This window comes from Caulobacter sp. SRI_008 (assembly GCF_057586355.1).
Map to the genome: position 1 here is coordinate 248,268 of NZ_JBYCZS010000003.1, position 24,721 is coordinate 272,988.

A 24,721-nucleotide genomic window follows, 5' to 3' on the forward strand; every position below is an offset into this window, starting at 1 on the left:
CATGAGCACCTGGACCGACCGGCGGCTGATCGACCTTCTGGGCGTGGCGGCGCCGGTGCTCCAGGCGCCGATGGCCGGGGCCAGCACGCCGGCCATGGCGATCGGCGCGGCCCGCGGCGGCGGCCTGGGCTCCCTGCCCTGCGCGCAATATACGCCCGAGCAGGCCCGCGAAGCGATCACCCAGTTCCGCGCCGCCGTCGACGCCCCCCTGAACCTCAACTTCTTCGCCCACACTCCGCCGGCGCCGGATCCGGCGCGGATGATGGCCTGGCGTTCGCGCCTTGCGCCCTACTATGTCGAGGCGGGCCTGGATCCGGCCCCGCCGCCGCCCGCCGGCGGCCGCGCGCCCTTCGACGAGGCCTTCTGCGCCCTGGTCGAGGACCTGCGGCCCGAGGTGGTCAGCTTCCATTTCGGCCTGCCCGAGCCCGCGCTGCTCGATCGGGTGAAGGCGACGGGGGCCAGGGTGCTGTCCTCGGCCACCACGGTCGCCGAGGCCGTCTGGCTGGAGGTCAACGGCGCCGACGCCGTCATCGCCATGGGGGCCGAGGCCGGCGGCCATCGCGCCGTCTTCCTGCCGGGCTTCGGCCAAGGGATCGACAAGACGATCGACAACCGCCTGGACAGCGCCGCCCAGCCCGGCCTCTTTTCCCTGCTGCCGCAGGTGGTCTCGGCCGTCTCGGTGCCGGTGATCGCCGCTGGCGGCATCGCCGAGGCGCGCGGCGTGGCCGCCGCCCGGGCCCTGGGCGCGTCCGGCGTGCAGGTCGGCACGGCCTATCTGTTCACGCCCGAGGCCAGGATCCCGCCGGCCCACCGCGCCGCCCTGGACGAGGCCCGCGACGACAACACCATGATCACCGACCTCTTCACCGGCCGCCCGGCCCGGGGTGTCGCCAACCGGCTGATGCTTGAGGCCGGGCCGATCGGCGGCGAGGTCGTGCCGCCCTTCCCCCTGGCCGGCGGCCCCCTGACGCCGCTGCGCCGGGACGGGACCAATCCCGACTTCACCAACCTCTGGGCCGGCCAGTCGGCGCGCCTGGCCCCGCGCGGCCTCAACTCGGAAGACCTGACCCGGCTGCTCGCTGACGCCTGAGTGGGTTGCGGCCCGGTTCAAACGACCGTTTACTCCCTGGCAGCGTCCAACAGAGGCGCGCATCCAGGGAGCGAGACGACATGGACCTGACCCTCGTCGCCGAAGGCCTGCAATTCCCCGAAGGCCCGATCGCCATGGCCGACGGCTCGGTGCTGCTGGTCGAGATCCAGCGCCAGACCCTGACCCGCATCGCGCCGGACGGGACCCGGACCACCGTCGCCGACCTGCCCGGCGGTCCCAACGGCGCGGCGATCGGCCCGGACGGCGCGGTCTATGTCACCAACAACGGCGGCAGCTTCGAGTTCTTCGACATGGGCGGGCTGAACATCCCCGGCCCCACGCCCGCCAGCCACCAGGGCGGCTCGATCCAGCGGGTGGATCTGGCCACCGGCGCGGTGACCACGCTCTACGAGGCCTGCGACGGCAAGCGGCTGGTCGGGCCCAACGATCTCGTTTTCGACAAGCAGGGCGGGTTCTGGTTCACCGACCACGGTTGCTCGACGCCCGAGGGCCGCAAGTATGGCGCGCTGTACTACGCCCGGACCGACGGCAGCCACATCGTCCGCGCCCGCGACCACCTGATCTCGCCCAACGGCGTGGGCCTGTCGCCGGCGCAGGACGTGGTCTATGTGGCCGACACCATGCTGGGCCGCCTGTGGGCCTTCGACGTCGTCGCCCCCGGCGAGCTCGCCCCGCCCGCCCCGCTCCAGCCCGGCCGCGTGGTCTGCAACCTGCCGGGCTACCAGCTGCTCGACAGCCTGGCGGTCGAGGCCGACGGGCGGGTGTGCGTGGCGACGATCATCAACGGCGGGATCACGGCCTTCTCGCCCGACGGGACGACCGAGCACGTGGCGGTTCCTGACGTCATCGTCACCAACCTCTGCTTCGGCGGGGCGGATCTGCGGGACGTCTGGATCACCGGATCCGGGACCGGCAAGCTCTGGCGTGGGCGCTGGGAGCGGCCTGGGCTGAGGCTGAACTATAACGCCTGACCGCTTCGCGGCCCCCTCAGTCGCTCCGCGACAGCTCCCCCAGAGGGGGAGCATCTCGGCGCACAGATCCTCCCCCTCTGGGGGAGGTGGCCCGGAGGGCCGGAGGGGGCCGCCGCAGGCGGCTACAGCTTAGTACAGCACCCCCAGCGCCTCGCGCGAGAAGCTCTGCAGCTCGTCCTCGCGCCCGTCGCGGATCTTCACCACCCACTCGGGATCCTGCAGCAGCGCCCGGCCGACGCCGACCAGGTCGAACTCGCCGCGATCCAGGCGCTCGAGCAGGCCGTCGATCGAGGCCGGCTGGCTGCCCTCGCCGCCGAAGGCCGCGATGAACTCGCCCGACAGGCCCACCGAGCCGACGGTGATGGTCGGGGCGCCGGTCAGCTTCTTGGTCCAGCCAGCGAAGTTCAGGTCGCTGCCCTCGAATTCCGGCTCCCAGAACCTGCGTTGCGAGCAGTGGAAGATGTCGGCGCCGGCGTCGGCCAGCGGCTGCAACCAGGCTTCCAGCAGTTGCGGGGTCTCGGCGTTCTTCACCGCGTAGTCCTGCTGCTTCCACTGCGACAGGCGGATGATCACCGGATAGTCCGGGCCGACGGCGGCGCGGACGGCCTTCAGGATCTCGGCGGCGAAGGCGCTGCGCTCGGCGATGGTCGGACCGCCGAAGCCGTCGTCACGCAGGTTGGTGCCGTTCCAGAAGAACTGATCGATCAGGTAGCCGTGGGCGCCGTGCAGCTCGATGGCGTCGAAGCCCAGGCGCTTGGCGTCGGCGGCGGCCGTGGCGAAGGCGGCGATGGTGTCGGCGATCTCGGCGTCGGTCATCGGCTCGGTGAACGGCGAACCGCCGGCCTTTGACACGCCCGAGGGGCTGTCGATCTTGCCCAGCACGTCCTTGCCCTTGGCCGAACCCACGTGCCACAGCTGCGGCGCGATCAGGCCGCCGACGGCGTGGACGTCGTCGACCACCTTCTTCCAGGCCGCCAGTTCCTTCTCGCCATGGAAGCGCGGGATGTTGGCGTCGTTCAGCGAGGCGGCGCGGGCCACGCCCGTGCCCTCGGTGACGATCAGGCCGACCTGAGCGGCCGCGCGGCGGGCGTAGTAGGCCGCCACGTCGTCGGTGGCCACGCCGCCGGGCGAGAACGACCGGGTCATCGGCGCCATCACCACCCGGTTGGGCAGCTTCAGCGACTTGAACTCGAAGGGCTTGAAGAGGGCGTCGAGGGCCATGCGGGCGCTCCAGCAGGAGTATGAACCGATGCGATCCAAACACTTGTTCGGAGCGACCGCCATGCAGAAATACTGCAACGGTCGTTGTATCTGGTGTGGCCCGTTCGGAAAGAAAACCCCTACCCCAGGATTTCGTCCAGCGCCGCCAGCAGGCGGTCGATCTGGCCGTCCGTCCCGACCGTGATCCGCAGGTGATCCCCGATGCGCGGCGCGTCGAAGCGGCGGACGATGACGCCGCGCTTGCGCAGTTCCGCCGCCAGCTCGGCGCCAGGCCGCGCGGCGTGGCGGGCGAAGACGAAGTTGGCCGACGAGGCCGGGGCGGTAAAGCCGCGCGCCTCCAGCCCCTCGACCAGGCGACGGCGGCCGGCGATCACCTTGGCGCAGCTTTCCTGGAAGAAGGCCTCGTCCTCGATCGAGGCGAGCGCGCCGGCCTGGGCGGGACGGCCAAGGGGATAGGAATTGAAGCTGTCCTTCACCCGCGTCAGCCCCTCGATCAGGGCCGCGTCGCCGATGGCGTAGCCGACGCGCAGGCCGGCCAGGGCCCGCGACTTCGACATGGTCTGCACGACCAGCAGGTTGGGATGGTCGGCGACCAGCGGGATGGCGCTCTCGCCGCCGAAATCGACATAGGCCTCGTCGATCACCACCGGCTTGTCGGGATGCTCGGCCAGCAGGCGGGCGATCTCGGCGCGGGTCAGGGCGACGCCCGTGGGGGCGTTGGGGTTGGCGACGATGATCGCGCCGGACGGACGGCGATAGTCCTCCACCCGCACAGACAGGTCCTCGGCCAGCGGCACGGTCTCGTAGGCCACGTCGAACAGCCGGCAATAGGTCGGATAGAAGCTGTAGGTGATGTCGGGGAACAGCAGCGGCGCATCGTGCCCCAGCAGGGCGCGGAAAGCGTGGGCCAGCACCTCGTCAGAGCCGTTGCCGACGAACACCTGCTCCACGGCCACGCCGTGATAGGCGGCCAGGGCCTCGCGCAGCGCGCTGGAGGTCGGATCGGGATAGAGCCGCAGGGCCTCGCCCGCCGCCGCCGCGATCGCCTCGACGGCCTTGGGCGAAGGCCCATAGGGGCTTTCGTTGGTGTTCAGCTTGACCAGGTCGGCGATCTTCGGCTGCTCGCCCGGCACATAGGGCGACAGCTTGTGGACCAGCGGGCTCCAGAAACGGCTCAAGGTCTTGCTCCAGACGACATTCGCCGCCGGGATGCGCGAAACCTCAGCCCTCCGTCAAGCGCAAGCCCGCCCTACTCCACCGCGTCGAGATATTCGATCTCCGGACGGCCGGCCATGAACGGCCCCATGGCCGCGCCAGCGGCCTTGAAATAGTCGGTCCCGCCGTGGTGCTTGAGGGCGTCTTCCGAGGCGTAGAGTTCCAGCACCTTGTAGACGCCGGCCTCGGTTTTGGACTTGGTCAGCTGATAGACGATCGCGCCCGGCTCGCTGGCCTTCACCTTGGCGGCCAGGCCCAGGAACACCGCTTCGAACTCGGACGTCTTGTCCGGCTGGACCTTCAGGGTCGCCACCACGCCGATCATGCTCGCCTCCCAACGTTTGTTTGAACGGAGGTTGGACGAGCGGGCGCGCGGAAGGCAAGCGTTTTGGCGCCTCTTTCACATCGACAAGCCAGACCTTAGGCTCGCCGGATGCTTTGGTTCTTCGATCGCTGGAAGCGCGTGGCCGCGGGCGCGGACGAGATCGCGCGAGTGCTGCGCATGCATGGAGAACCAGCCTGGGCCGCAGAGTTGCATGGGATCGCGCGACGCATACGGAGGCGCGACTACTATGGCCTGGAGCGCTTCCTGCAATGCTTCGGAGGCTCCGGAACGCTGAACGATCTCATTCTGATGAGGAATGAAAAGGCGCTTGCCCGAGCGAACACGCGGCTGCGGCGACTGACGTCGAAAGCCTCCAATCAGGCCTCACGCCTCAAGCGCGACATCGACCACGCTCAATCTCGATAGTTTAAGCCGCCCGCCCCTGGAGTGGGCGTCAGCGCCGCTCGTTCCAGCCGTAGGCGACCCACGAGTGGCCGCCGACGTTGCGGGCCTCGATCAGGTTGGGATCGGCGTTGGCCTTGGCGTGAGCATGGCGGCGGCCGCGCAGGGCGAAGGCGGCCAGGCCCAGCAGCGCGGTGGCCATGAAGCCGACGACCACCAGGGTCGCTGCGAACACGACGGCGACGATGGCGGCCACCGAGACGGCGATCGCCGTGGCCACGCCGCCGATCACTCCAGCCAGGCCGCGCCAAGCCGAAGACTGCGTCGCGCCGATGTTCGCGCCCAGGGTCATGGTCATCGTCGTCCTCGATCGGCGCCGGAGCGCCCAGAATCTCCGTCCTCGCCCCTTAGGTTGGCTTCGGAGGTCTGAACGTCAACTGAACACCCATTGGGTTCAATCACAAAGACTTTTCCGCTCAACCCGCGGCGGCCAGTCCGAGTTCCCTGCGCTCGCGCATCACGGTGGTGAAAGCGGCGTTGATCGCGGCCGCCTTGGCCTCGGCCACCTCGATGAACTCGGCCGGCAGGCCGCGAGCGCGAGCCCGGTCGGGGTGGGCGTCCGACAGCGCCAGCTTCCAGGCGCTGCGCACGGCTGCGTCGTCGGCGTCGGCCGCCACGTCGAGGATCACATAGGGATCGTCCGCCCCCGCCCCCAGGTGGGTGGCGCTTAGGCGGCGGAAGGCCAGCGGCGACAGGCCGAACAGCTCGGCCACCCGCTCCAGGTAGTCGAGCTCGTCCTGGGTCACCGCGCCGTCGGCCTTGGCGATGTGGAACAGGCCGTCGAGCACGTCTTCCAGCAGCTGCGGGCACGAGCGATAGCGCTTGGCCAGCCGCTTGGCGTAGCTCTCGAAGCCGTGGGTGGTCTGGCGGGCCAGGTCGTACAGGCGATGGATGTTCTGCTCGGAGGCCGGATCCGGGTGGAAGACCTGCGAGAAAGCCGCGAACTCGTGGCCGTCGGCGCTGCCGTCGGCCTTGGCCAGCTTGGCGCCCAGCGCCGTGACCGCGGTCGAGAAGGCCGGATCCTGTCCCGGCGGTCCGGGCGGACACTCGGCGCACTCCGCCAGGTCCAGACGGCGGGCCGCGATGCTTGCGATGTTGCGCCAGAAGGTCATGCGGAGGGGTCTTAAAAGCCGGCCGGTCCTGGGAGATACGGATCCGAACGTCTCCAGGATGACGCTCCGGAAGCGCCTCATAGCACACGCCTCGCGGCGGACCCACCCGGCGATTGCTGCGCCGCACATGTAAACTTGTTCAGAATCGCCGCGAACTTCGGAGCCATCCGGCGCTTGCGTCGTTATGGTCGAGCTTGGAGCGCGGGTAGATCCCGCCGGCGCCATGCTGCGGTCCCATTGCGGCCCGAAATGATCTAGTCAGTCCGCTGACGCTACCGAAAGGATTCCCGGCCGTATGGCGACCGCTCTTCTCTTCGCCCTCGCCCTGATGGCGCAGGACGCGCCCGTGACCACCGCCGCTCCGCCGCCGCGCACCCAGCCCGCGGCCACGCCGCCCAGCGACGAGTACGGCTATATCGCCTGGTGCTATGGCGCGCTCGGCGGCTACATCGACCTGTACGACCGGGTCATGCCAGAGGTGACGCGCATCGAGAAGGCCTTCCCCGGCCCCGACGGCGCGGCCGCGGCGCTGAAGGAATATCCGGCGATGCGCACCCAGGCGCGCTCGGACCTCAGGATCTACGCCTCGGCCATCACCGCCGCCGAAAAGGCCAGCCCGCGTCCGATCTCGGAATACGGCGCGGCGGCCATGAAGAAGGGCCGCTCGATCTGGGGCGGCTCGGAAACCATCGACAAGGCCCGCCTGGCCCAGGTGTGGATGAGCTGGTCGCCGCCCGGCGACTGCGAGACCCGCGCCAAGACCCTGGAGAAGAAGTCCAACCTGTTCGGCCAGGCCCTGAACTACAACGTGAAAAGCGCCGTGCCGGCCCAGCCGGAGCCGGAAGCCGCGCCCGAACCGCCGCCGCCCGTCGAGGAGCCCGCCGCGCCCGCCGAAGCGCCTGCCGCCAAGGTCGAAGTCTCGGCCCCCGCGCCGGCGCCCAAGGCCGCGGTCCAGAAGCCGGCCGTCCAGAAGCCGGCGGCAGCCAAGCCGGTCGCCGCCAAGCCCGTGGCCGCCCCGGCGGTCAAGAAGCCGCTGGCCCCCATCGGCGCGACTCCGGCCAAGCTGCCGGCCAGCCGCGAGATCATCATCGACCCCGCCAACCCGCAGGCCTGCGCCGGCAGCCTCCTGCCCGCCAAACGCGGCGGCAAGGACGTGCTGATCTGCAAGCCGGACTGAGGATTTAGCTCGCTTCCCTTTCTTCCCGTCATTCCCGCCCTTGTGGCGGGAACCCCTGGCCCGCTCGCACGTGAAGCGCAAGCGGATCGCCAGCGATCCGCCCCATCCGCACCTGCGGCTGACAGAGGGGTTCTCGCCACAAGGGCGAGAATGACGGGGGGATAGAAAGACGGCGTGGCTCTAGGGCGCCGCCGGCAACACCCCGCTCCGCGCCAGGGCCGCATACCAGGCGTAAGACGCCTTCGGCGTGCGCACCCCGGTCGCCCGGTCGTGGGTCACCAGGCCGAACTTCGAGCGGTAGCCCAGCGCCCATTCCCAGTTGTCGATCAGGCACCAGGCGAAGAAGCCCTTCACCGGCGAGCCGGCCTCCATGGCCGCCTTCACCGCCTGCAGGTGCCGGCGCAAGAAGGCGATGCGGAAGGTGTCGGCCTGGATGCCCGGTCCGTCGCCGAACGGGTCGGAGCAGCCGTTCTCGGTGACGAACACCGGCGGGTTGCCGTACTCGGTGCGCAGCCGCGCCAGCACCTCGGCCAGGCCCGACGGGTCGATGTGGCGGCCAAAGGCGTCCAACTCCACGCCCTTGGGCGGCGCGGCGGGCGCGATCTTGCCGGGCGACAGCGGCGCCAGGCGCATATAGGCCGGCGCGTAGTAGTTCACCCCCATGAAGTCGACCTTCTGGCGGATGGTCGAAAGATCCTCCGAGCGCACGCGGTCGCCCAGGAACTCGTTCATGGCGTCGGGATATTCGCCCTTCAGCAGGGGATCGAGCCACGCGCGGTTCCACAGCGCGTCGAGCCCGTCCGACGCCAGCCGGTTCCAGAACGCCAGCCCGCCGCCCGCCGGCCGGCACGGCTGCAAGGCCAGGGTGGTGCCGATGGAAAAGTCGCTCTTCGCCGCCCGCAGGGCCTGGATCGCCAGTCCCTGGCCCAGGTTCATGTGGTGGGTCACCGGCCCCAGCAGGGCGACGTCCTTCAGGCCCGGCGCGTGCTCGCCGGTGACGTGGCCGAACACCGCGTGCACGGCCGGTTCGTTCAGAACGATGATCCGCTTGAGCCGGTCGCCCAGCCGCTCGCCGACCAGGGCGGCGTAGTCGGCGAAGGCCTGGGCCGTATCGCGCGCCGCCCAGCCGCCGCGATCCTGCAGGGCCTGCGGCAGGTCCCAGTGGAACAGCGTGGCGTAGGGCGTGACACCCTTTTCCAGCAGGCCGTCGATCAGCCGGGAATAGTGGTCGATCCCCGCCTGGGAGACGGCTCCGGCGCCGGTGGGCAGCAGCCGCGACCACGAGATCGAGAACCGGTAGCCGCCCAGGCCCGCCCCGGCCACCAGGTTCACGTCGTCGGCCCAGCGGCGATAGCTGTCGGTGGCGACCTTGGCGTTCGAGCCATCGATGATCTTGCCCGGCAGGTCCTGGAACACGTCCCAGACGCTGGGGCCGCGTCCGTCGGCGTCGGGCGAGCCCTCGGTCTGGAAGGCCGCGGTGGCCGTGCCCCAGACGAAGTCCTTGGGAAAATCGCGCGACTTCGGCTGCACGTCGCCGGGCCGCTGCGTCCCGCACCCTGATAGCCCCGCCGCCGCTCCGCCGACCGCCAACGCGCCCAGCGCCCGACGGTTCATGCCCGCCTGATCCACGCTCCACCCCCAGCTTTGGATCGGAGGCTCACAACCTCCGTTGGGGGAACAATGCAGCTATAACCGGATACTTGGCCAGCCCGCGATTTTGTCACTTCAACCGCCGTACATTTTGTCAGGCTGGACATAGGTCGGGAAAGAACGGCGTTCACCCCTGGGTCCCAGAACATCGCATTTTGGGAAGAACCCATGGCCCTCGAAGGCGCCCGAAAAAACTCAGCCCTGGTCGCGGCGGTCGTCGCCATGGCCCTGACCGCGGGCCTGGCCGCCTGCGGAGGCGGCGGCGGCTCCAGTTCCAGCAGCTCCAGCAGCAGCTCATCGTCGAGCAGCTCGTCCAGCAGCAGCAGTTCGAGCAGCTCCAGCAGCACGGCCTCGACGTCCTGCTCGGAGAGCACCCAAGGCGCGCAGCTGGTCTGCCTGGCCAACGTGTTCCGGGCCACGCTCAGCAGCAGCCAGCTCAGCTCGGTCAGCTACAGCCTGACCTCGTCCAACGCCACCGCCCACTGGTCGAACCTGCCGGTCGGCTCGGTCAGCCGCCTGGGCCTGGCGCTCAGCGCGCTCAGCACCGACCAGAAGACCGCCGCCGAGGCCCTGATCGCCGCGGCCCTGACCACCCAGGGCCAGTCGACCATGACCGGCCTTCGCGCCGCCGACGGGTACCTCGCCACCGCCGCCAGCGGCTACGGCCAGAACCTCTACTACATCGCCTTCCTGGGCACGCCCTCGACCTCCAGCCCGTGGATCCTGGAGTTCTCCGGCCACCACTACACCTTCATGGCCAGCGTCACCGGCGACTATGTCAGCATGACCCCCAACTTCGTCGGGGTGGAGCCGCTGTCGTTCACCTATGGCGGCACGGCCTACACGCCGATGCAGACCCGGCACGACACCCTGGCGGCGATGCTCAGCGGCCTGTCGTCCACCCAGCTGGCCTCGGCCAAGCTGTCCCAGGCCTATGACGACGTGCTGGTCGGCCCGCAGGAGGACGGCGACTTCCCCTCCACCCAGTCGGGCCTGGCGGTCTCGAGCCTGAGTTCGACCCAGCAGGCGCTGGTGAAGGCGGCGATCAACGCCTACGCCGCCGACGCCAACGGCACGGGCCAGGCCGACGCCTACACCACCGACACGGCCCTGGCCTCGACCTACATCTCGTGGGCCTCGTACTCGGACCTGTCGACCAAGGGCTCCTATGTCCGCATCGACGGCCCGCGCGTCTGGATCGAACTCAGCGTCCAGAGCGGCGTCGTGTTCAGCGCCAACCACTATCACAGCATCTGGCGCGACAAGACGGCGGACTACGGCGGCAACTTCACGTTCTGAGGCGCCCCATGTTCAAGCGCTCCCCGTTCAAGCGCCCTGTGGCGGGCTGGCTGGCGATCCTCGCCGCGGGCCTGGCCCTCCTGACCACGGGCCTGGCCATCGCCCACCCGATGGCCAAGTCCTTCGTCCAGATCCGCGTGCTCGACCACGCCTGGCGGCTGCACCTGCGGCTGCCGGCCGACCGGCTGGAGGTCGCCTTCCTCCAGGCCGGGCTGGTCCCCAAGCCGCTCGGCGACGGACGTCCCACCCTGACGGCGGCGGGCGTGGCGGCCTACGTCCAGGACCGCATCCAGCCGCGCTCGCCCACTGGAGCAGCCTGGGGCGTGCAGGTGCTCAGCGTCGACGAGGTCCCCTTCCCCACCGACGAATGGACGGTCGAGGTCGATCTGACCCCGCCGCCCGGCCCGGCGCCGGACTCCCTGGTGCTGGACTACGAGGTCATCGTCCGCGAGATCGCCACCCACTCGGCGGTGCTGACCCTGGAGCAGGACTGGACGCGCAACGTGCTGCCGCACAAGCCGCGCCTCTTGGGAACGCTGCGGGCCGAGACGCGGCAGATCCGCATCGACCGCGTCCAGGGCTCGCCCTGGCCGGCCTGGACCAGCATGGTCGTCATGGGCGCGCGCCACATCCTGGAGGGCGCCGACCACCTGCTGTTCCTGGTCACCCTGATCCTGACCGCGCCGCTGGTCGCCGAGAACGGCCGCTGGCGGCCGGTCGGCGACGCCCGCAAGGCGCTGTGGGCCACCTTCGCCCGGGTCAGCGCCTTCACGGTCGGCCACTCGATCTCGCTGCTGGGCGCGGCCCTGGGCTGGCTGCCGCCGGGCGGCAAGATCGTCGAGGCGCTGATCGCCCTGTCGGTGGGGATCTCGGCCCTGCACGCCCTGCGGCCGATCTTCCCCCGGCGCGAAGCCTGGATCGCCGGCGGCTTCGGCCTCGTCCACGGCCTGGCCTTCGCCGAGACGCTGAGCGCGCTGCAGCTCTCGACCGGCCAGCTGGTGGCCGCGACACTGGGCTTCAATCTGGGGATCGAGCTGGTGCAGCTGCTGATCGTCGCGGCCGTGGCGCCGGTGGTGTTCGTGCTCAGGCGCAAGGCGGCGGGCGTGTGGACCCGCTGGGCGCTGGGGGCAGGCGCGCTCGTGGCGTCGATGGTGTGGCTCTACGCGCGGCTGGCGTAGGCCTGCCCCCGCCCTCTCCCAAACTCCCGTCATTCCCGCCCTTGTGACGGGAAACCCTCTGTCAGCCGCAAGGGCGGATGGGGCGGACTGCTGAGCAGTCGGCTTGCACCTCACCTGCGAGCGGAACCAGGGGTTCCCGCCACAAGGGCGGGAATGACGGGAGTTAAGAGGATACCGTCTTACGCCGCCGCCCCGCGCGCCCGGGCCAGCGGGTCGTAGTTCAGGATCGGCGACAGCCAGCGCTCGGTCGTGGCCAGGTCCCAGCCCTTGCGGCGGGCGTAGTCCTCGACCTGGTCGAAGTCGATCTTGCCGACCCCGAAATAGTGGCTCTGCGGATGGCTGAAATAGAGGCCCGACACGGCCGCGCCCGGGCTCATGGCGAAGCTCTCGGTCAGGGCCATGCCGGTGGCGGCCTCGGCGTCGAGCAGGCGGAACAGCGTGCCCTTTTCGGTGTGGTCGGGCTGGGCCGGATAGCCGGGGGCCGGGCGGATGCCCTGGTACTTCTCGGCGATCAGACGATCGGCGTCGAAGCCCTCTTCCGGCGCATAGCCCCACAGCTCGACCCGGGCCTTGTGGTGCAGCCACTCGGCGAAGGCCTCGGCCAGGCGGTCGGCCAGCGCCGAAGCCATGATCGCCGAATAGTCGTCGCCGGCGTCCTTGAATTTCTTGACGATCTCGTCCTCGCCGTGACCGGCGGTGACGGCGAAGCCGCCGACATAGTCGGCCGGGCCGCCCACGGGCGCGACGAAGTCCGACAGGGCCAGGTTGGCCTTGCCCTCGCCCGGTCCCTTGTCGATCTGCTGGCGCAGGGTGTGCAGGCGGGCGATCTCGACCGTGCGGGACTCGTCCGAGAACAGCACCACGTCGTCCTCGACCGCCTGGGCCGGCCAGAAGCCGATCACGCCCTTGGCCCCGAACCACTTCTCGGCGATGACCTTGTCGAGCATGACCCGGGCGTCGCGATAAAGGTCGCGGGCGGCCTCGCCGACCACGTCGTCGTCCAGGATCTGCGGATAGCGGCCGATCAGCTCCCAGCTGGCGAAGAACGGCGACCAGTCGATGAACGGCTCCAGCTCGGCCAGGCTCGGCTCGAACACCCGCGTACCGGTGAACAGCGGCTTGGGCGGCGTGTAGCCCTTCCAGTCGATGGCGTACTTGCGCTTGCGGGCCTCGCCGATGGCGGTGCGGGCCTTGACCGTCTGGCCGCGCGCGTACTGCTCGCGCACCTTGACGTATTCAGCGCGGGTCTCGCCGATGATCCGGTCGCGCTCGCTTTCCGACAGCAGGCCCGAGACCACGCCGACCGCCCGGCTGGCGTCGACGACATAGGTGGTCGGGCCGCGGCGATAGGCCGGCTCGATCTTCACCGCCGTATGAGTGCGGCTGGTGGTGGCCCCGCCGATCAGCAGCGGAATGTTGAAGCCCTGGCGCTCCATCTCGGCGGCGACGAACACCATCTCGTCCAGCGACGGGGTGATCAGGCCCGACAGGCCGATCATGTCGACCTGGTGCTTTTTCGCTTCGTCGAGGATGCGGTCGGCGGGCACCATCACGCCCAGGTCGATGACCTCGTAGTTGTTACACTGCAGCACGACGCCGACGATGTTCTTGCCGATGTCGTGGACGTCGCCCTTGACGGTGGCCATCAGCACCTTGCCGGCGGCCTTGCGGACCTGGCCTTCCTTCTCGGCCTCCATGAACGGCATCAGCCAGGCCACGGCCTGTTTCATCACGCGGGCCGACTTGACCACCTGGGGCAGGAACATCTTGCCCGCGCCGAACAGGTCGCCGACGACGTTCATGCCGTCCATCAGCGGGCCTTCGATGACGTGCAGCGGACGCTCGGCCGCCAGGCGCGCCTCTTCGGTGTCGGCCTCGATGAACTCGGTGACGCCGTTGACCAGGGCGTGGGTGATGCGCTCGCCCACCGTGCCTTCGCGCCAGGCCAGGTTGACCTGCTGGGCCGCGCCCTTCTCGCCCTTGTAGCGCGGGGCCATGTCGACCAGGCGCTCGGTGTTGCTCTGCACCGGATCGCGCTGCGGGCGATTGAGGATCACGTCCTCGACGGCCTCGCGCAGCACCGGGTCGATATCGTCATAGACCGGCAGGTCGCCGGCGTTGACGATGCCCATGTCCATGCCGGCGTTGATGGCGTGGTACAGGAACACCGAGTGGATCGCCCGGCGCACCGGCTCGTTGCCGCGGAAGCTGAACGACACGTTCGACACCCCGCCCGAGATCCGGGCCCAGGGGCAGCGCGTCTTGATCTCGCGCGTGCCCTCGATGAAGTCGACGGCGTAGTTGTCGTGCTCCTCGATCCCCGTCGCCACGGCGAAGATGTTGGGGTCGAAGATGATGTCTTCCGGCGGGAAGCCGACCTTGTCGACCAGGATGCCGTAGGCCTTCTCGCAGATCTCGATCTTGCGGGCGGCGGTGTCGGCCTGGCCGACCTCGTCGAAGGCCATGACCACCACGGCCGCGCCGTAGCGCAGGCACAGCTTGGCCTGGTCGATGAACTTGGCCTCGCCTTCCTTCATCGAGATCGAGTTGACGATCGCCTTGCCCTGCACGCACTTCAGCCCGGCCTCGATCACCTCCCACTTGGAGCTGTCGATCATCACCGGCACGCGGGCGATGTCGGGCTCGGCCGCCATCAGGTTCAGGAAGGTGACCATCGCCTGCTCGCTGTCGAGCAGGCCTTCGTCCATGTTGACGTCGATGACCTGGGCGCCGGCCTCCACCTGCTGGCGGGCGACCGACAGGGCCTCGCTGAAATTGCCCTCGACGATCAGCTTCTTGAACTTGGCCGAGCCGGTGACGTTGGTGCGCTCGCCGATGTTGACGAAGACAGGTCTCATTGGGATGCGCTCAGAATAGCTTGCAGGCCGGCGATATGGGTCAGCCAGCCGTCGTGACCGTCGCCCTCCTGCCAGAGTTCGTCGAGTTCGGAGGCCGGGCCGACCACGCGGGCCAGGGCGGCCTTGGCCAGGCGAGCCGCGCCTTCCGGCGGCGCGCCCAGTTCCGCCTTCAGGCCCTGATGGTCGGCCGGCAGCAGCGCGGCTTCGCTCAAGGCGGCGGCGACCACCGCGGCGGCGGCCACGGCCATCTCGGCCTCGGGCGCTTCCAGATAGCCGGCGGCCTTGGTCACGTGGTCGAGGATCAGCACCACCGCGCGCCAGTCAGGCGCTTCGGCCAGGTCGGCGATGAAGTCGGCGGCTTCGTCGTTTTCGAAGGGTCCGTTGTCCCAGGCCATGGTCAGGCCGCCGTCGCGGCTTGCTTGGCGCGCGCCTCGGCCAGGGCCAGCTGCCCCTGGAGGAAGTCGGCGACCTCGATCCCCTGCGCCTTCAGCGCCTTGGGATAGAGCGACGAGGCGGTCAGGCCCGGCAGGGTGTTGGTCTCCAGATAGACGAGGCCGTGCTCGGAAACGATGAAGTCCGAACGCGAATAGCCGCGGCAGCCCAGCGCCTTGTGGGCCTTCAGCGCCTGGTCCTGCAGGGCCGCGTTGATCTCCGGCGCGAAGGTGGCCGGGCAGATTTCCTCGGTGTCCTTGGCCAGGTACTTGGACGTGTAGTCGAACTTGCCGGCCGACGGCCGGATCTCCACCGGCGGCAGGGCGATCAGTTCGCCGCTGGCCAGTTCCAGCACGCCGCAGGTCGATTCCAGGCCCTGCACGAAGGGTTCGATGACATAGGCCTGCTCGGCCGCCGCCTTCAGGGCCGCATCCAGGTCGGCCGGGGTGTCGACGAAGATCAGGCCGTAGCTGGAGCCGTCCTCGGACGGCTTGGCGATCAGCCGGCCGTACTTGGCCAGCGCAGCCTGCGCGTCCTCCGAAGCGATGTTCCGCGGGACCGAGACGCCGGCCTGCGCGACCACGTCCTTCGCCCGCGTCTTGCTGAAGGCCAGCCAGCTGGCGTGCGAGCCCGAGCCGGTGAAGGCCACCCCGCGCGCCTCGCACAGCTTCTGCAGGCCGCCGTCCTCGGCGAAGCCGCCGTGCAGGCTCAGCAGCAGGGCGCGGTCCTCGCGGGCGGCGACGTCCAGGGCCGTCTCGATGTCGCCAATCGGCGCGCCTTCGGTCGGCAGGTCCAGCTCGAACGGACGGTCATGGCCCAGCAGAACGGCCTGGCTGGCCGGATAGACCTGGCCGTCCGGCGCCCAGAACCACAGATCGGCGTCCGGCAGCTGCCGGGTCAGGCTCTGGGCGCTGGCCACGGCCACGAGGCGCTCGCGGCTGGGGCCGCCGAAGAGGATGGTGGTGCGCATCAGACTCGTACTCGATCAGGCCAGTTCGAAGGGTTCGAGGCCCGACAGGCGCATGGCCTTCGGGCGTTCGGGGATGGCGCGCGGGGCGACGCCGCGCACCTCGTCGGCCACGTGGCGGATGTGGTCGGGGGTGGTGCCGCAGCAGCCGCCCAGGATGTTGACCAGACCGTCCTTGGCCCATTCGTGCAGGGCGTGGCCGGTCTCGTGCGGCTCCTCGTCGTACTCGCCCATGGCGTTGGGCAGGCCGGCGTTGGGATAGGCCGCGACCAGGGTGTCGGCGATGCGGGCCATCTCGGCGATGTGCGGGCGCATCAGGTCCGCGCCCAAGGCGCAGTTGAAGCCGACGGCGAACGGCTTGGCGTGCTTGATCGAGTTCCAGAACGCCTCGGCCGTCTGGCCCGACAGGGTGCGGCCCGAGCGGTCGGTGATCGTGCCGCTGATCCAGATCGGCAGCTCCTCGTGGCCCTCGTCGCGCCAGTCGAGGATCGCCTTGATGGCGGCCTTGCAGTTGAGGGTGTCGGTGATGGTCTCGATCAGGAACAGGTCGACCCCGCCCTGGTAAAGGGCGTCCACCTGCTGGCGATAGGCCTGGTAAACCTGGTCGAAGGTCACCTTCCGCGCGCCCGGGTCGTTCACGTCCGACGACATCGACAGCATGACGTTCAGCGGACCGATCGAGCCGGCGATGAACTTGGGACGGTCAGGGTTTTCGGCGTTCCAGCGGTCGGCGACCTGGCGGCCGATCTTCGCGCCTTCGAGGTTGATGTCCCAGACGTCCTGTTCGCCGAGGCGATAGTCGGCCTGGGCGATGGTGGTGCCCGAGAAGGTGTTGGTCTCGGAGATGTCGGCGCCGGCCGCGAAATAGGCGTCGTGAAGCTCGGCCACGAGATCCGGCCGGGTCAGGCACAGGATGTCGTTGTTGCCCTTCATCTGGCCGTCGAAGTCGGCGAAGCGCTCGGCGCGGTAGTCGGCCTCGCCCAGCTTCTTCTTCTGGAACATCACGCCCCAGGAGCCGTCGAGGATCAGGATGCGTTCCTTGGCGGCGGCCTTGAGGGCCGCGACGCGGCCAAGCCTCGTGGAAATATCGCGGATGGTCAGGTCGGTCATTTCGCGGCTCCTTGCTGGCGCGCGAGTTCCTTGTTGAACGCCGTCTCGGAGGCGTTGACGAACCGGCCCAGCTCGGTCGGATCGATGAACGCGTCGGCGTCGCCGCGCAGCTGCTTCTGGCGCTTGGCCAGCAGGCCGCCCTGCTCCTCGTGGCTGGGCAGCATGACGTCAGTCGGCAGCGCCCGCATGGTCGCGAAGCTGGCCCGATAGTCGGCGACGATGGTCTTGTGGGTCTTGTTGCCGACCAGCACGTTGCCGGCCACCGACAGCGAGCACGGGAAGGTCACGTTCAGCGGCCGGTCCTTCTCGACCACCTGGGTGGTCCAGGTGGTGCAGCCGACGGTGTGGCCGGGCGTCAGGTGGGCGACCAGGGTGGTCCCGCCCATCTTCAGCTTGGTCTCGTCGCCGAACGCCTTGTCGACCTTCACGGCCGGGAATTGGGTGAGGCCATTGGCGTTGTCGCCGAAGTGCTGTCCCTTCTCCAGGGCAGGCTTGTCGGCGCGCGAGGCCCAGACCTTGGCGCCGGTGTCGGCCTTCAGTTGGGCCAAGCCGCCGGCGTGGTCGAAATGGGCGTGGGTATTGATCAGCACCTTCACGTCGGTGAGCTTGAAGCCCAGCGACTGGATGTTGCGCTCGATCAGCTTGCCGCCCTCGGCCGACGGACCACCGTCGAGCACCACGTGGCCTTCCGGCGAGGTGATCAGCCAGGCCGACAGCCCCTCGGAGCCGACGTAATAGATGTTGCCCACCACCCGGTAGGGCCGGTTCGGCTTGGTCCAGGAGGCGTTGTCCTGCGCGCCGGCCGGGGAAAGGCCGGCCAGCCCAAGGGCCAGGGCGAGGGTCAGGATCCGCTTCATGCCGCGGCCTCCGCCGCCGGGGCCGGCGCGGTCTCGCGCACGCCCAGCACGCGGCAGATGGCGTAGACCAGGTCGGCCCGGTTCAGAGTGTAGAAGTGGAAGTCGTTGAAGCCCTGCTCCTGCAGCTTGGCGCACATCTCGGCGGCCACCGAGCAGGCGATCAGGCGGCGGGTCTCGGGATCCTCGTCCAGCCCGTCGAACAGGTTGGCCAGCCACGACGGCACCGAGGTCTGGCAGGCCACCGACATCTTCTTCAGGCCGTTGAAGTTGGTCACCGGCATGATCCCCGGCACGATCGGGATGGTGATCCCGGCCGCGCGGGCCTTGTCGACGAAGCGCAGGAAGGCGTCGATGTCGAAGAAGAACTGGCTGATGCCCAGCGTCGCGCCCGCGTCGACCTTGGCCTTCAGCACCTCGATGTCGTGGTCGAGCGAGGGGCTCTCGGGATGCTTCTCGGGATAGACCCCGACCAGCACCTCGAACGGCGCGATCCCGCGCAGGGCAGCCGTCAGCTCGGTGGCGTTCTTGTAGCCGTCCTCGCGGGGCGCGTAGACGCCGCCGATGCCGCCCTCGCCGGGAGGCGGATCGCCGCGCAGCGACACGATGTGGCGCACGCCGATGTCCCAGTAGTCGTGGATCACCTCGTCGACCTCGGCGCGGCTGGCGCCGACGCAGGTCAGGTGAGCGGCCGGCTTCAGGCTGGTCTCGTCGAGGATGCGCTTGACCGTGCGGTGGGTGCGCTCGCGGGTCGAGCCGCCGGCGCCGTAGGTCACCGACACGAAGGCCGGATCCAGCGGGGCCAGGCGGGTGATCGCCTCCCACAGGCTGGCTTCCATCTTCTCGCTCTTGGGCGGGAAGAACTCGAACGAGACGCGCGGACGCGCGGCCCCGACAGGACGCTCGCCGGCGCGGGCGACGGGACCGATGACGCGGCGGGTGGGCGGCAGGGTCATGCGGCGGTCCTTTCGGCGAGCGCTTGCGCCGAACGGCGAGCGGTCCAGATCTTCACGGTCAGGCCCTCGGCCGTGGTCGGCGGCAGGGCGATATTGGCTTCCGGGACCAGGCCGCCGGCGACGATCCAGGGCTGGATCTCGTCGTCGGCGAAGCCCAGACGGCGGTGCTGGTGGGCCTCGCGCAGGAACTCGTGGTCGTGCGGGGCGAAGTCGGCGATCAGCAGCAGGCCGCCGGGCGCGACCAGGCGCGCGGCCTCGCCCACGGCGGCGGCGGGATCGCCCAGATAGTGCAGCACCTGGTGGACGGTGACGAGGTCGGCGCAGCCGCCCGGCAGGCCGGTGTCGAAGATGTCGCCGTGGCGCAGTTCGCAGGCCGTGAGGCCGGCCTTGGCCACCTCGTCGCGGGCGATGTTCAGCATCTGCTGCGACAGGTCCAGGCCCAGGGCGTTGACCACCCGCTTGCCCAGCAGGGTCAGCATGCGGCCAGCGCCCGCGCCCAGGTCGACCATCTCGTCGAACGGGCCTTCGCCGATCGCCCGCAGGATGGCCGCCTCGACCTCCTGCTCGTCGACATAGAGCGAGCGGATCTCGTTCCAGCGCGCGGCGTTGCGGGCGAAATAGGCCTGGGCGCCGGCCGAGCGCTCGGCGCGCACGGCGGCCAGCTTGCTGGCGTCGGCCTGGATGACGGCGTCGTCGCGGTCGATCAGCCCCAGGGCCGAAGCGACCACCGCCCCGCCGCCCGAAGTCCCCGCCAGGCGGTAGAAGACCCAGGCGCCGTCGGGAAAGCGTTCGACCAGCCCGGCCTCGGCCAGCAGCTTCAGATGGCGGGAGACGCGCGGCTGGCTCTGGTCGAGGATCCGGCACAGTTCGAGCACCGAAAGCTCGTCCGCCGCCAGCAGCGCGAGGATGCGCAGACGGGTGCTTTCGCCCGCCGCGCGCAAAACGTCGACAACCTGTTCGCTCGATAGCGCCATAGGGACATAAAGATATCTTTATGTCCGATTTGGCAAGCGATTTCTAAGCTGAGAGACCGTCCTTAGCCCGCCGCGCGGAGATCAAAAAGCCCCGCCAGCGCTCAAAACGCGCGGCGCAGGGGATAAATCTTCCCCTGCCCGCCCCGCGCCTATTCGGCCGGCTGCCATAGCTCGATCTTCAGGCCCTCCGGATCGACCAGCCAGGCGAACTTGCCGTAACCCTCGTCCTGGCGGCCGGTCGGTTCGACGCCCGCCGCGGCGGCCTTGGCCAGCACGCCCTCCAGGTCGTCGACGACGAAATTGACCATGAACGGCGCGGCCGACGGCTCGAAATAGCGGGTGTCGGCGGGGAACGGCGACCAGTTGCCGGTGAACGGCTTCTTCGAAGGCTCGAACACCGCCCCGCCCCAGTCCTCGATCTTGAAGCCGAGCACCCGCGCGTACCAGTCGGCCAGCGCCTTGGGATCGCTCGCCTTGAAGAACACGCCGCCCAGACCGAGCACCTTGGCCATGACTTCCCCTCCACCCGCAAAGAGCAGAGGGGACTACATCACGCCGCCACCGGGCTCGCCAGGGGTTCGCCGAGGAAGTAGCGGCGCAGGTTCTCCAGGGTCAGGTTGACCATGGCCGGAATGCTGTCGAGCGTCGCGCCGGCCATGTGCGGCGTCAGCACCGTGTGGGGCACGTCGACCCAGCGCGCCGGCGAGGTCGGCTCCTGCTCGAAGACGTCGAGGGCGGCCATGCCCAGGCGGCCGGCCTTCAGGGCCTCGACCAGGGCGTCCTCGTCGACCAGCGACCCGCGCGACACGTTGACCAGCAGGCCCTGCGGACCCAGGGCGTCGATCACCCCGGCGTTGATCAGGTGGCGGTTGGACACGTCGGGCCGGGCGCAGACCACCAGGATGTCGCTGTCGCGGGCCAGGGCCAGCAGGTTGTCGGCGCGCGGCCACTCGGTCTCCTTGGGGCGCGGCCCCCACCAGGCGACCTTGACGTCGAAGGCGGCCAGGCGACGGGCGACGGCCTCGCCGATATGGCCCAGACCCACGATCCCGGCCTTGCGGCCGCGCAGGCCGTGGCGCGCGCCCATGCGGTCCATCGAGCTCCAGCGGCCGCTGCGCACCCGCCGGTCGCCCTCGGCGATCCCGCGCCAGGCGCCCAGCAGCAGGCCCAGGGCGTGGTCGGCCACGTCGCCGGCGTTGAGACCGACCGAGTGGGTCACCGCCAGCCCGTGGGCCCGGCACCAGGGCACGTCGACGCCGTCATAGCCGGCGCTGACGCAGGCGATCAGGCCCAGGCGCGGCATTTCCGACAGCAGGTCTCGCGGCAGCACCATCTCGCCGGCGTGGACGATGGCCTGCACCTTCCCGCCCGGCCCTTCAAGAAAGTCCAGGCGATCAGGATAGTCCCACAGGCGGTGCACCTCGTAGGCGCCCTCCAGCAGCGGCTGCATCGGCAGCAGCATCTCGTGCGAAAGAACGATGTGGGGCTTTACGACAGGGTTTTGCGGCATTGGCGGCGGCTCCGGTCCCGGCGCGCGGCGGAAGGTCTCCGTCGCCGATCCGCGGGACGATCATCTCCAAAGGACAAGCTACTCTTCTGGCGGCCGCGCGCCAGCACGTAGCGCGCGACGCACGAATATCTGAAGTCGTCCGACGGCGGTTTGCGCGAACGCCTCACCCCTGCCGGACTGCCGCAGACAACCCGCCGCGCCGACCACCGGTTCCCGCATTGCAACAGGCAATGCCAAGCTGTGAACGCCCCGACGTTGAAAGGGTTTTATTCCTTGGCGCCGAGCACGGCGCCTTAGGGAGAGCTCCCCATGTTGACGAAAACCCTGCTGGCGGGCGCAGCGCTCGCCATGATCGTCTCCGGCGCGGCCGTCGCCAATCCGAAGATCAAGGCCAGCGCCGCCGTGGCCGCGCCCAAGCAGCCGATCCCCTACAGCCAGCTCGACGCCTACACCAAGGCCTCGCCCAAGCAGCGCGCGACCAAGGACTGGTGGGCCGGCGAGGCGGCCACCGGCATGCAGGCCGACACCTCGGCGACCATGCCGCCGGCGTCCCCAGCCAATTCGATGAACGGCTCGATGTCCGGTGACGCCGCGGCCAGCACCCAGGTCAATCCGCCCATGACCGACGCACCGGCCTCGATGCCGACCACGCCGCCGACCAACAGCACGCCGCCCGACGACATGGCCCCGCAACCCGGCTCGAACCTGCCCGGAACCGACCCGAACATGCCGCCGAAAGAGCCGAAGTAGACAGCCGATCCAGGCGCAACTAAAGCGCGACTATTCGCTTTACCATGAGCCCCCTCTGCCCCTATCGTGAAGAGGCAGGGGGGTCTGCACATGCAACTTCGTCGCGAGCTTGCGGCATGTTTCGTCGTGGCCGTCATCGTGACGGCGATCGCGGCGATCATCGCCGTGCTCGATCCCATGGGTCTGGACGAGGCGTCCGACCGACATAGCGCCGGCGTGGTCGGGCGCATGACGGCGCCGTTCTACGGCGGCGAGCCCGACGCGCCGCCCCATCGGCCCACGGTGGTCCTGGTCAGCGACGCCACCCTGCAGGAGATGGCCACGCCCTGGCCTCCCCCGCGCGGCTTCTACAGCGATCTCGTCCGCACCCTGGCCGCCGAACGGCCCTCGGCGATCATCCTCGACTACATGCTGGTGTCCGAGTTCGGCGAGCCCAGCGAGCGCCAGGCCTTCATCCAGACCGTCGGCGAGGTGACCCGGGTCGCCGACTGGTCCAAGGGCGCCGACTGCCGCTCGACCCCGCTCCACAAGCTGAAATGCATCGTCCAGGCCGGCGGCGTGCCGGTGATCCTCGGCAAGCAGTTTCCGCCCGACCAGTGCGGCCCGGTCACCGGCAAGACCATGTCCATGGACATGATCGCCCAGGACGGCGTGGCCCTGCTGGCGCCGCTGGGCTGGCCCGACCTGCCGGACGCCTACCGGCCCGTGCTTACCCGCCAGGACTACGCGGCCGCCATGAACGACGCCTACGACAAGCAGGCCGCGACGCTGATGGAGTCCTGCAAGGCCCTGCGCACGATCGAGGTCCCGGGCGACACCACGAGGCCGGGCTTCGCCTGGCACGGCGGCGCGCAATACGACCTCTCCCCGGCGATGGCCGCCTACGCCGTCGACTGCCTGCGCGCGCCTGCCAGGCCGGATGACGGCAAGACCCTCTGCGGGGCCCTGCGGGCGCTGCCGACCGAAGGGCCGGCGTTTCGCGAGACGCTGGACAGGCTCGGCCTTCCTGTGGAGAAAGCCTCGGTCGTCTGGGGATCGCGCCCCGATCCGAAGAAGCTGGCGCTCGACCAGAAGATCTACGCCGTCAGCGACGAAGAAAAGGACTGCGACAAGGAGACCCGCTCGCCGCTGCGGCTGCTCTCCGTCGGTTTCGTCCAGCTGAGCTCAGCGATCGGCGAGCACGAGGCCGCCGCCAAGGTCGCCTGCCCCTACGCGCCCACCTTCGACTACGCCGTGCTGCGCGACGAGCTGACCGGCCCGCGCGCCGGCGAGGTTCGCGGCTACCTTGCGGGCCGCACGGTGATGGTGGGGGCCGCGCAGTCGGGCAACAACGACTGGATCAGCAACGTCGTCCACGGCCGCCAGCCCGGCGTGCAGTTCCACGCCATGGCCTACGACAACCTGGTCCGTCTGGGGCCGAACCTGCAGCGGCCGCCGCCCGACGTCTTCGAGAACGGCCCGCTCAGCGCCCTCAACCTCGACTGGGGCGAGGTGCTGGAGTTCGCCTGCGCCTTCTCGATCGCCTTCCTGGTGGAGCACACCCGGCGGCGCGTCGAAGCCGAAGGCGTTCGCCGCCGCGACGTCCTTCGCAAGATCGCCGGCCTCTTCCTGATGAGCTGCGTCGTGCTGACCACGGCGGTGATCTTCACCCAGACGCGACACTGGGAGCCGGTCAACATCGTGGGGCTGTTCGGCTTCACCATCATGGACGGCGTGATCAGCTTCTGGAGCATCGAGGGCTTCAGCTGGAGCGCCATCCTCTGCCGCGACGCCGTCGTCGTCGCCTGGCGAAACGGCGTCCGGAAGACGCGCGCCCTGCTGCGCCGCCGCCCCGCTTCCCCGCCCCCTCCCCGAACCACCGAGAACGAGGCGTCCTCATCATGAACCGTCCGATCGCGTCCGCGGCGTTCTGCGCCGCCCTGCTCCTGCCCGCAGCCGCCCCGGCGCTCGCCGCCGACGGCGATGTCCCGGTCGCCTTCAGCGCCGGCAGCGTGACCCTGCACGCCGACCCCGACTGCTTCGCCACCAAGCAGACGGTCGCGGCCGGCAAGCTGCCGCCGCTGACCCGGGATCCGGCGGTCCCCGCCAGCGGCGGCTGCCTGACCCTCAAGGACGCCTCGGGGGTTCGCTACTACGTGCTGGAAGCCGCGCTCTCGGCCCGCAAGGGGCCGTGCCAGAGCGGGCTGCGCATGGCCGAGCGGCCCAAGGCCACGGCCACGGCCGGGTCGCAGGGGGCGGCATGCAACAACTGACCCCGCGCCTGCGCGCCATCCTGGCGGTCGCGGTCGGGCTGAGCCTGGGCGTCCCGGCGAGCGACGCCATGGCCCAGGCCCGCAAGTCGCCCGCCGCCAAGCCCCCGGCGAAAGCCGCAGCCGCGCCCAAGCAGCCGATCCCCTACAGCCAGCTCGACGCCTACACCAAGGCCTCACCCAAGCAGCGCGCGACCAAGGACTGGTGGGCCGGCGAGGCGGCCACCGGCATGCAGGCCGACACCTCGGCGACCATGCCGCCGGCGTCCCCAGCCAATTCGATGAACGGCTCGATGTCCGGTGACGCCGCGGCCAGCACCCAGTTCAATCCGCCCATGAC

Annotated in this window: 25 protein-coding genes; 10 read left to right on the forward strand and 15 right to left on the reverse strand. The window is 69.8% G+C overall.

The features are described 5' to 3' along the window. The first annotated feature begins 1 nt into the window (after nt 1). Together AC2YHT_RS04645 and AC2YHT_RS04650 are read left to right on the forward strand one after the other, a co-directional pair. Nucleotides 2-1,090 (forward strand): NAD(P)H-dependent flavin oxidoreductase, encoded by a 1,089-nt coding sequence (locus AC2YHT_RS04645; RefSeq protein ID WP_487288408.1) that lies wholly within the window; start codon nt 2-4, stop codon nt 1,088-1,090. 80 nt (nt 1,091-1,170) lie between these two features. Continuing rightward, nucleotides 1,171-2,082 (forward strand): SMP-30/gluconolactonase/LRE family protein, encoded by a 912-nt coding sequence (locus AC2YHT_RS04650; RefSeq protein ID WP_487288409.1) that lies wholly within the window; start codon nt 1,171-1,173, stop codon nt 2,080-2,082. Nucleotides 2,083-2,211: 129 nt separating this feature from the next. On the opposite strand, the gene AC2YHT_RS04655 is transcribed toward AC2YHT_RS04650, so the two are convergent. The 3 genes from AC2YHT_RS04655 to AC2YHT_RS04665 form a co-directional block, all read right to left on the reverse strand. Continuing rightward, on the reverse strand, nt 2,212-3,303 hold the full coding sequence (locus tag AC2YHT_RS04655; protein WP_487288410.1) for an NADH:flavin oxidoreductase: 1,092 nt from the start codon (nt 3,301-3,303) through the stop codon (nt 2,212-2,214). 119 nt (nt 3,304-3,422) lie between these two features. Then, complete coding sequence (gene hisC, locus AC2YHT_RS04660; RefSeq protein WP_487288411.1) at nt 3,423-4,481, reverse strand: histidinol-phosphate transaminase; 1,059 nt, start codon at nt 4,479-4,481, stop codon at nt 3,423-3,425. 71 nt (nt 4,482-4,552) lie between these two features. Further along, nucleotides 4,553-4,843, reverse strand: a complete 291-nt coding sequence (locus tag AC2YHT_RS04665; protein ID WP_487288412.1) for a putative quinol monooxygenase — start codon at nt 4,841-4,843, stop codon at nt 4,553-4,555. Between the two features lie 108 nt (nt 4,844-4,951). Here AC2YHT_RS04665 and AC2YHT_RS04670 point away from each other — a divergent pair, with 108 nt between their 5' ends. Next, entirely contained in the window at nt 4,952-5,269 is a 318-nt protein-coding gene (locus AC2YHT_RS04670) for a DUF6966 domain-containing protein (protein ID WP_487288413.1), read from the forward strand. A gap of 28 nt (nt 5,270-5,297) precedes the next feature. On the opposite strand, the gene AC2YHT_RS04675 is transcribed toward AC2YHT_RS04670, so the two are convergent. Further along, nucleotides 5,298-5,597 (reverse strand): hypothetical protein, encoded by a 300-nt coding sequence (locus AC2YHT_RS04675; RefSeq protein ID WP_110117930.1) that lies wholly within the window; start codon nt 5,595-5,597, stop codon nt 5,298-5,300. Nucleotides 5,598-5,721: 124 nt separating this feature from the next. After that, nucleotides 5,722-6,417: a tellurite resistance TerB family protein gene (locus AC2YHT_RS04680; RefSeq protein ID WP_487288414.1), complete on the reverse strand. Its 696-nt coding sequence runs from the start codon at nt 6,415-6,417 to the stop codon at nt 5,722-5,724. 295 nt (nt 6,418-6,712) lie between these two features. Between AC2YHT_RS04680 and AC2YHT_RS04685 the strand changes: the two genes are divergently transcribed. Then, nucleotides 6,713-7,594 (forward strand): hypothetical protein, encoded by an 882-nt coding sequence (locus AC2YHT_RS04685; RefSeq protein ID WP_487288415.1) that lies wholly within the window; start codon nt 6,713-6,715, stop codon nt 7,592-7,594. A 180-nt stretch (nt 7,595-7,774) separates the two neighbouring features. Here AC2YHT_RS04685 and AC2YHT_RS04690 read toward each other — a convergent pair whose 3' ends face one another. Further along, a complete protein-coding gene (locus tag AC2YHT_RS04690; RefSeq protein WP_487288416.1) occupies nt 7,775-9,208 on the reverse strand; it encodes a GH1 family beta-glucosidase in 1,434 nt (477 codons plus the stop codon). Nucleotides 9,209-9,412: 204 nt separating this feature from the next. Between AC2YHT_RS04690 and AC2YHT_RS04695 the strand changes: the two genes are divergently transcribed. Beyond that, the gene (locus AC2YHT_RS04695) at nt 9,413-10,543 is read left to right on the forward strand and encodes a DUF3500 domain-containing protein (RefSeq protein ID WP_487288417.1); all 1,131 of its coding nucleotides are present in this window, start codon (nt 9,413-9,415) and stop codon (nt 10,541-10,543) included. Nucleotides 10,544-10,551: 8 nt separating this feature from the next. Further along, nucleotides 10,552-11,721, forward strand: a complete 1,170-nt coding sequence (locus AC2YHT_RS04700) for a HupE/UreJ family protein (RefSeq protein WP_487288418.1) — start codon at nt 10,552-10,554, stop codon at nt 11,719-11,721. A gap of 179 nt (nt 11,722-11,900) precedes the next feature. On the opposite strand, the gene metH is transcribed toward AC2YHT_RS04700, so the two are convergent. From metH to AC2YHT_RS04745, 9 genes are all read right to left on the reverse strand, one after another. Then, nucleotides 11,901-14,579 (reverse strand): methionine synthase, encoded by a 2,679-nt coding sequence (metH, locus tag AC2YHT_RS04705; protein WP_487288419.1) that lies wholly within the window; start codon nt 14,577-14,579, stop codon nt 11,901-11,903. Further along, nucleotides 14,576-14,974: a DUF4259 domain-containing protein gene (locus AC2YHT_RS04710; protein ID WP_110120986.1), complete on the reverse strand. Its 399-nt coding sequence runs from the start codon at nt 14,972-14,974 to the stop codon at nt 14,576-14,578. Before AC2YHT_RS04710 ends, metH begins: the two co-directional genes overlap by 4 nt. Before the next feature lie 2 nt (nt 14,975-14,976). Then, on the reverse strand, nt 14,977-15,981 hold the full coding sequence (locus AC2YHT_RS04715) for a D-alanine--D-alanine ligase family protein (protein ID WP_487288420.1): 1,005 nt from the start codon (nt 15,979-15,981) through the stop codon (nt 14,977-14,979). A 15-nt stretch (nt 15,982-15,996) separates the two neighbouring features. Then, nucleotides 15,997-17,073 (reverse strand): homocysteine S-methyltransferase family protein, encoded by a 1,077-nt coding sequence (locus AC2YHT_RS04720; RefSeq protein ID WP_487288433.1) that lies wholly within the window; start codon nt 17,071-17,073, stop codon nt 15,997-15,999. A gap of 11 nt (nt 17,074-17,084) precedes the next feature. Then, the gene (gene blaCAU, locus AC2YHT_RS04725) at nt 17,085-17,945 is read right to left on the reverse strand and encodes a CAU/MBL1b family subclass B3 metallo-beta-lactamase (RefSeq protein WP_487288421.1); all 861 of its coding nucleotides are present in this window, start codon (nt 17,943-17,945) and stop codon (nt 17,085-17,087) included. Beyond that, on the reverse strand, nt 17,942-18,898 hold the full coding sequence (metF, locus tag AC2YHT_RS04730) for a methylenetetrahydrofolate reductase [NAD(P)H] (protein ID WP_487288422.1): 957 nt from the start codon (nt 18,896-18,898) through the stop codon (nt 17,942-17,944). The genes blaCAU and metF overlap by 4 nt, the downstream gene beginning before the upstream one ends. After that, nucleotides 18,895-19,872, reverse strand: coding sequence for an ArsR/SmtB family transcription factor (locus AC2YHT_RS04735; protein ID WP_487288423.1), 978 nt, complete (start codon nt 19,870-19,872; stop codon nt 18,895-18,897). Before AC2YHT_RS04735 ends, metF begins: the two co-directional genes overlap by 4 nt. A gap of 149 nt (nt 19,873-20,021) precedes the next feature. Continuing rightward, complete coding sequence (locus AC2YHT_RS04740) at nt 20,022-20,384, reverse strand: VOC family protein (protein WP_110120994.1); 363 nt, start codon at nt 20,382-20,384, stop codon at nt 20,022-20,024. Nucleotides 20,385-20,422: 38 nt separating this feature from the next. Beyond that, nucleotides 20,423-21,382, reverse strand: coding sequence for a 2-hydroxyacid dehydrogenase (locus tag AC2YHT_RS04745; RefSeq protein ID WP_487288424.1), 960 nt, complete (start codon nt 21,380-21,382; stop codon nt 20,423-20,425). A 309-nt stretch (nt 21,383-21,691) separates the two neighbouring features. On the opposite strand from AC2YHT_RS04745, the gene AC2YHT_RS04750 reads away from it, so the two are divergent. The 4 genes from AC2YHT_RS04750 to AC2YHT_RS04765 all read left to right on the forward strand — a co-directional run. Further along, complete coding sequence (locus tag AC2YHT_RS04750; protein ID WP_487288425.1) at nt 21,692-22,132, forward strand: hypothetical protein; 441 nt, start codon at nt 21,692-21,694, stop codon at nt 22,130-22,132. A 90-nt stretch (nt 22,133-22,222) separates the two neighbouring features. Further along, nucleotides 22,223-24,016 carry a CHASE2 domain-containing protein gene (locus tag AC2YHT_RS04755; protein WP_487288426.1) on the forward strand — a complete coding sequence of 598 codons (1,794 nt, stop codon included), beginning with the start codon at nt 22,223-22,225 and terminating at the stop codon, nt 24,014-24,016. Continuing rightward, the gene (locus AC2YHT_RS04760; RefSeq protein WP_487288427.1) at nt 24,013-24,384 is read left to right on the forward strand and encodes a hypothetical protein; all 372 of its coding nucleotides are present in this window, start codon (nt 24,013-24,015) and stop codon (nt 24,382-24,384) included. The genes AC2YHT_RS04755 and AC2YHT_RS04760 overlap by 4 nt, the downstream gene beginning before the upstream one ends. Continuing rightward, a partial coding sequence (locus AC2YHT_RS04765) for a hypothetical protein (protein ID WP_487288428.1) occupies nt 24,372-24,721 on the forward strand: 350 nt, incomplete at its 3' end. The genes AC2YHT_RS04760 and AC2YHT_RS04765, both read left to right, overlap by 13 nt.

What these genes read in the sequence shown, in the direction of transcription:
- AC2YHT_RS04645 (WP_487288408.1), top strand. Translation starts at nt 2, where the DNA reads ATGAGCACCTGGACCGACCGGCGGCTGATCGACCTTCTGGGCGTGGCG.
- AC2YHT_RS04650 (WP_487288409.1), top strand. Translation starts at nt 1,171, where the DNA reads ATGGACCTGACCCTCGTCGCCGAAGGCCTGCAATTCCCCGAAGGCCCG.
- AC2YHT_RS04655 (WP_487288410.1), bottom strand. Translation starts at nt 3,303, where the DNA reads ATGGCCCTCGACGCCCTCTTCAAGCCCTTCGAGTTCAAGTCGCTGAAG.
- AC2YHT_RS04665 (WP_487288412.1), bottom strand. Translation starts at nt 4,843, where the DNA reads ATGATCGGCGTGGTGGCGACCCTGAAGGTCCAGCCGGACAAGACGTCC.
- AC2YHT_RS04670 (WP_487288413.1), top strand. Translation starts at nt 4,952, where the DNA reads ATGCTTTGGTTCTTCGATCGCTGGAAGCGCGTGGCCGCGGGCGCGGAC.
- AC2YHT_RS04675 (WP_110117930.1), bottom strand. Translation starts at nt 5,597, where the DNA reads ATGACCCTGGGCGCGAACATCGGCGCGACGCAGTCTTCGGCTTGGCGC.
- AC2YHT_RS04680 (WP_487288414.1), bottom strand. Translation starts at nt 6,417, where the DNA reads ATGACCTTCTGGCGCAACATCGCAAGCATCGCGGCCCGCCGTCTGGAC.
- AC2YHT_RS04685 (WP_487288415.1), top strand. Translation starts at nt 6,713, where the DNA reads ATGGCGACCGCTCTTCTCTTCGCCCTCGCCCTGATGGCGCAGGACGCG.
- AC2YHT_RS04690 (WP_487288416.1), bottom strand. Translation starts at nt 9,208, where the DNA reads ATGAACCGTCGGGCGCTGGGCGCGTTGGCGGTCGGCGGAGCGGCGGCG.
- AC2YHT_RS04695 (WP_487288417.1), top strand. Translation starts at nt 9,413, where the DNA reads ATGGCCCTCGAAGGCGCCCGAAAAAACTCAGCCCTGGTCGCGGCGGTC.
- AC2YHT_RS04700 (WP_487288418.1), top strand. Translation starts at nt 10,552, where the DNA reads ATGTTCAAGCGCTCCCCGTTCAAGCGCCCTGTGGCGGGCTGGCTGGCG.
- metH (WP_487288419.1), bottom strand. Translation starts at nt 14,579, where the DNA reads ATGAGACCTGTCTTCGTCAACATCGGCGAGCGCACCAACGTCACCGGC.
- AC2YHT_RS04710 (WP_110120986.1), bottom strand. Translation starts at nt 14,974, where the DNA reads ATGGCCTGGGACAACGGACCCTTCGAAAACGACGAAGCCGCCGACTTC.
- AC2YHT_RS04715 (WP_487288420.1), bottom strand. Translation starts at nt 15,981, where the DNA reads ATGCGCACCACCATCCTCTTCGGCGGCCCCAGCCGCGAGCGCCTCGTG.
- blaCAU (WP_487288421.1), bottom strand. Translation starts at nt 17,945, where the DNA reads ATGAAGCGGATCCTGACCCTCGCCCTGGCCCTTGGGCTGGCCGGCCTT.
- metF (WP_487288422.1), bottom strand. Translation starts at nt 18,898, where the DNA reads ATGACCCTGCCGCCCACCCGCCGCGTCATCGGTCCCGTCGCCCGCGCC.
- AC2YHT_RS04735 (WP_487288423.1), bottom strand. Translation starts at nt 19,872, where the DNA reads ATGGCGCTATCGAGCGAACAGGTTGTCGACGTTTTGCGCGCGGCGGGC.
- AC2YHT_RS04740 (WP_110120994.1), bottom strand. Translation starts at nt 20,384, where the DNA reads ATGGCCAAGGTGCTCGGTCTGGGCGGCGTGTTCTTCAAGGCGAGCGAT.
- AC2YHT_RS04745 (WP_487288424.1), bottom strand. Translation starts at nt 21,382, where the DNA reads ATGCCGCAAAACCCTGTCGTAAAGCCCCACATCGTTCTTTCGCACGAG.
- AC2YHT_RS04750 (WP_487288425.1), top strand. Translation starts at nt 21,692, where the DNA reads ATGTTGACGAAAACCCTGCTGGCGGGCGCAGCGCTCGCCATGATCGTC.
- AC2YHT_RS04755 (WP_487288426.1), top strand. Translation starts at nt 22,223, where the DNA reads ATGCAACTTCGTCGCGAGCTTGCGGCATGTTTCGTCGTGGCCGTCATC.
- AC2YHT_RS04760 (WP_487288427.1), top strand. Translation starts at nt 24,013, where the DNA reads ATGAACCGTCCGATCGCGTCCGCGGCGTTCTGCGCCGCCCTGCTCCTG.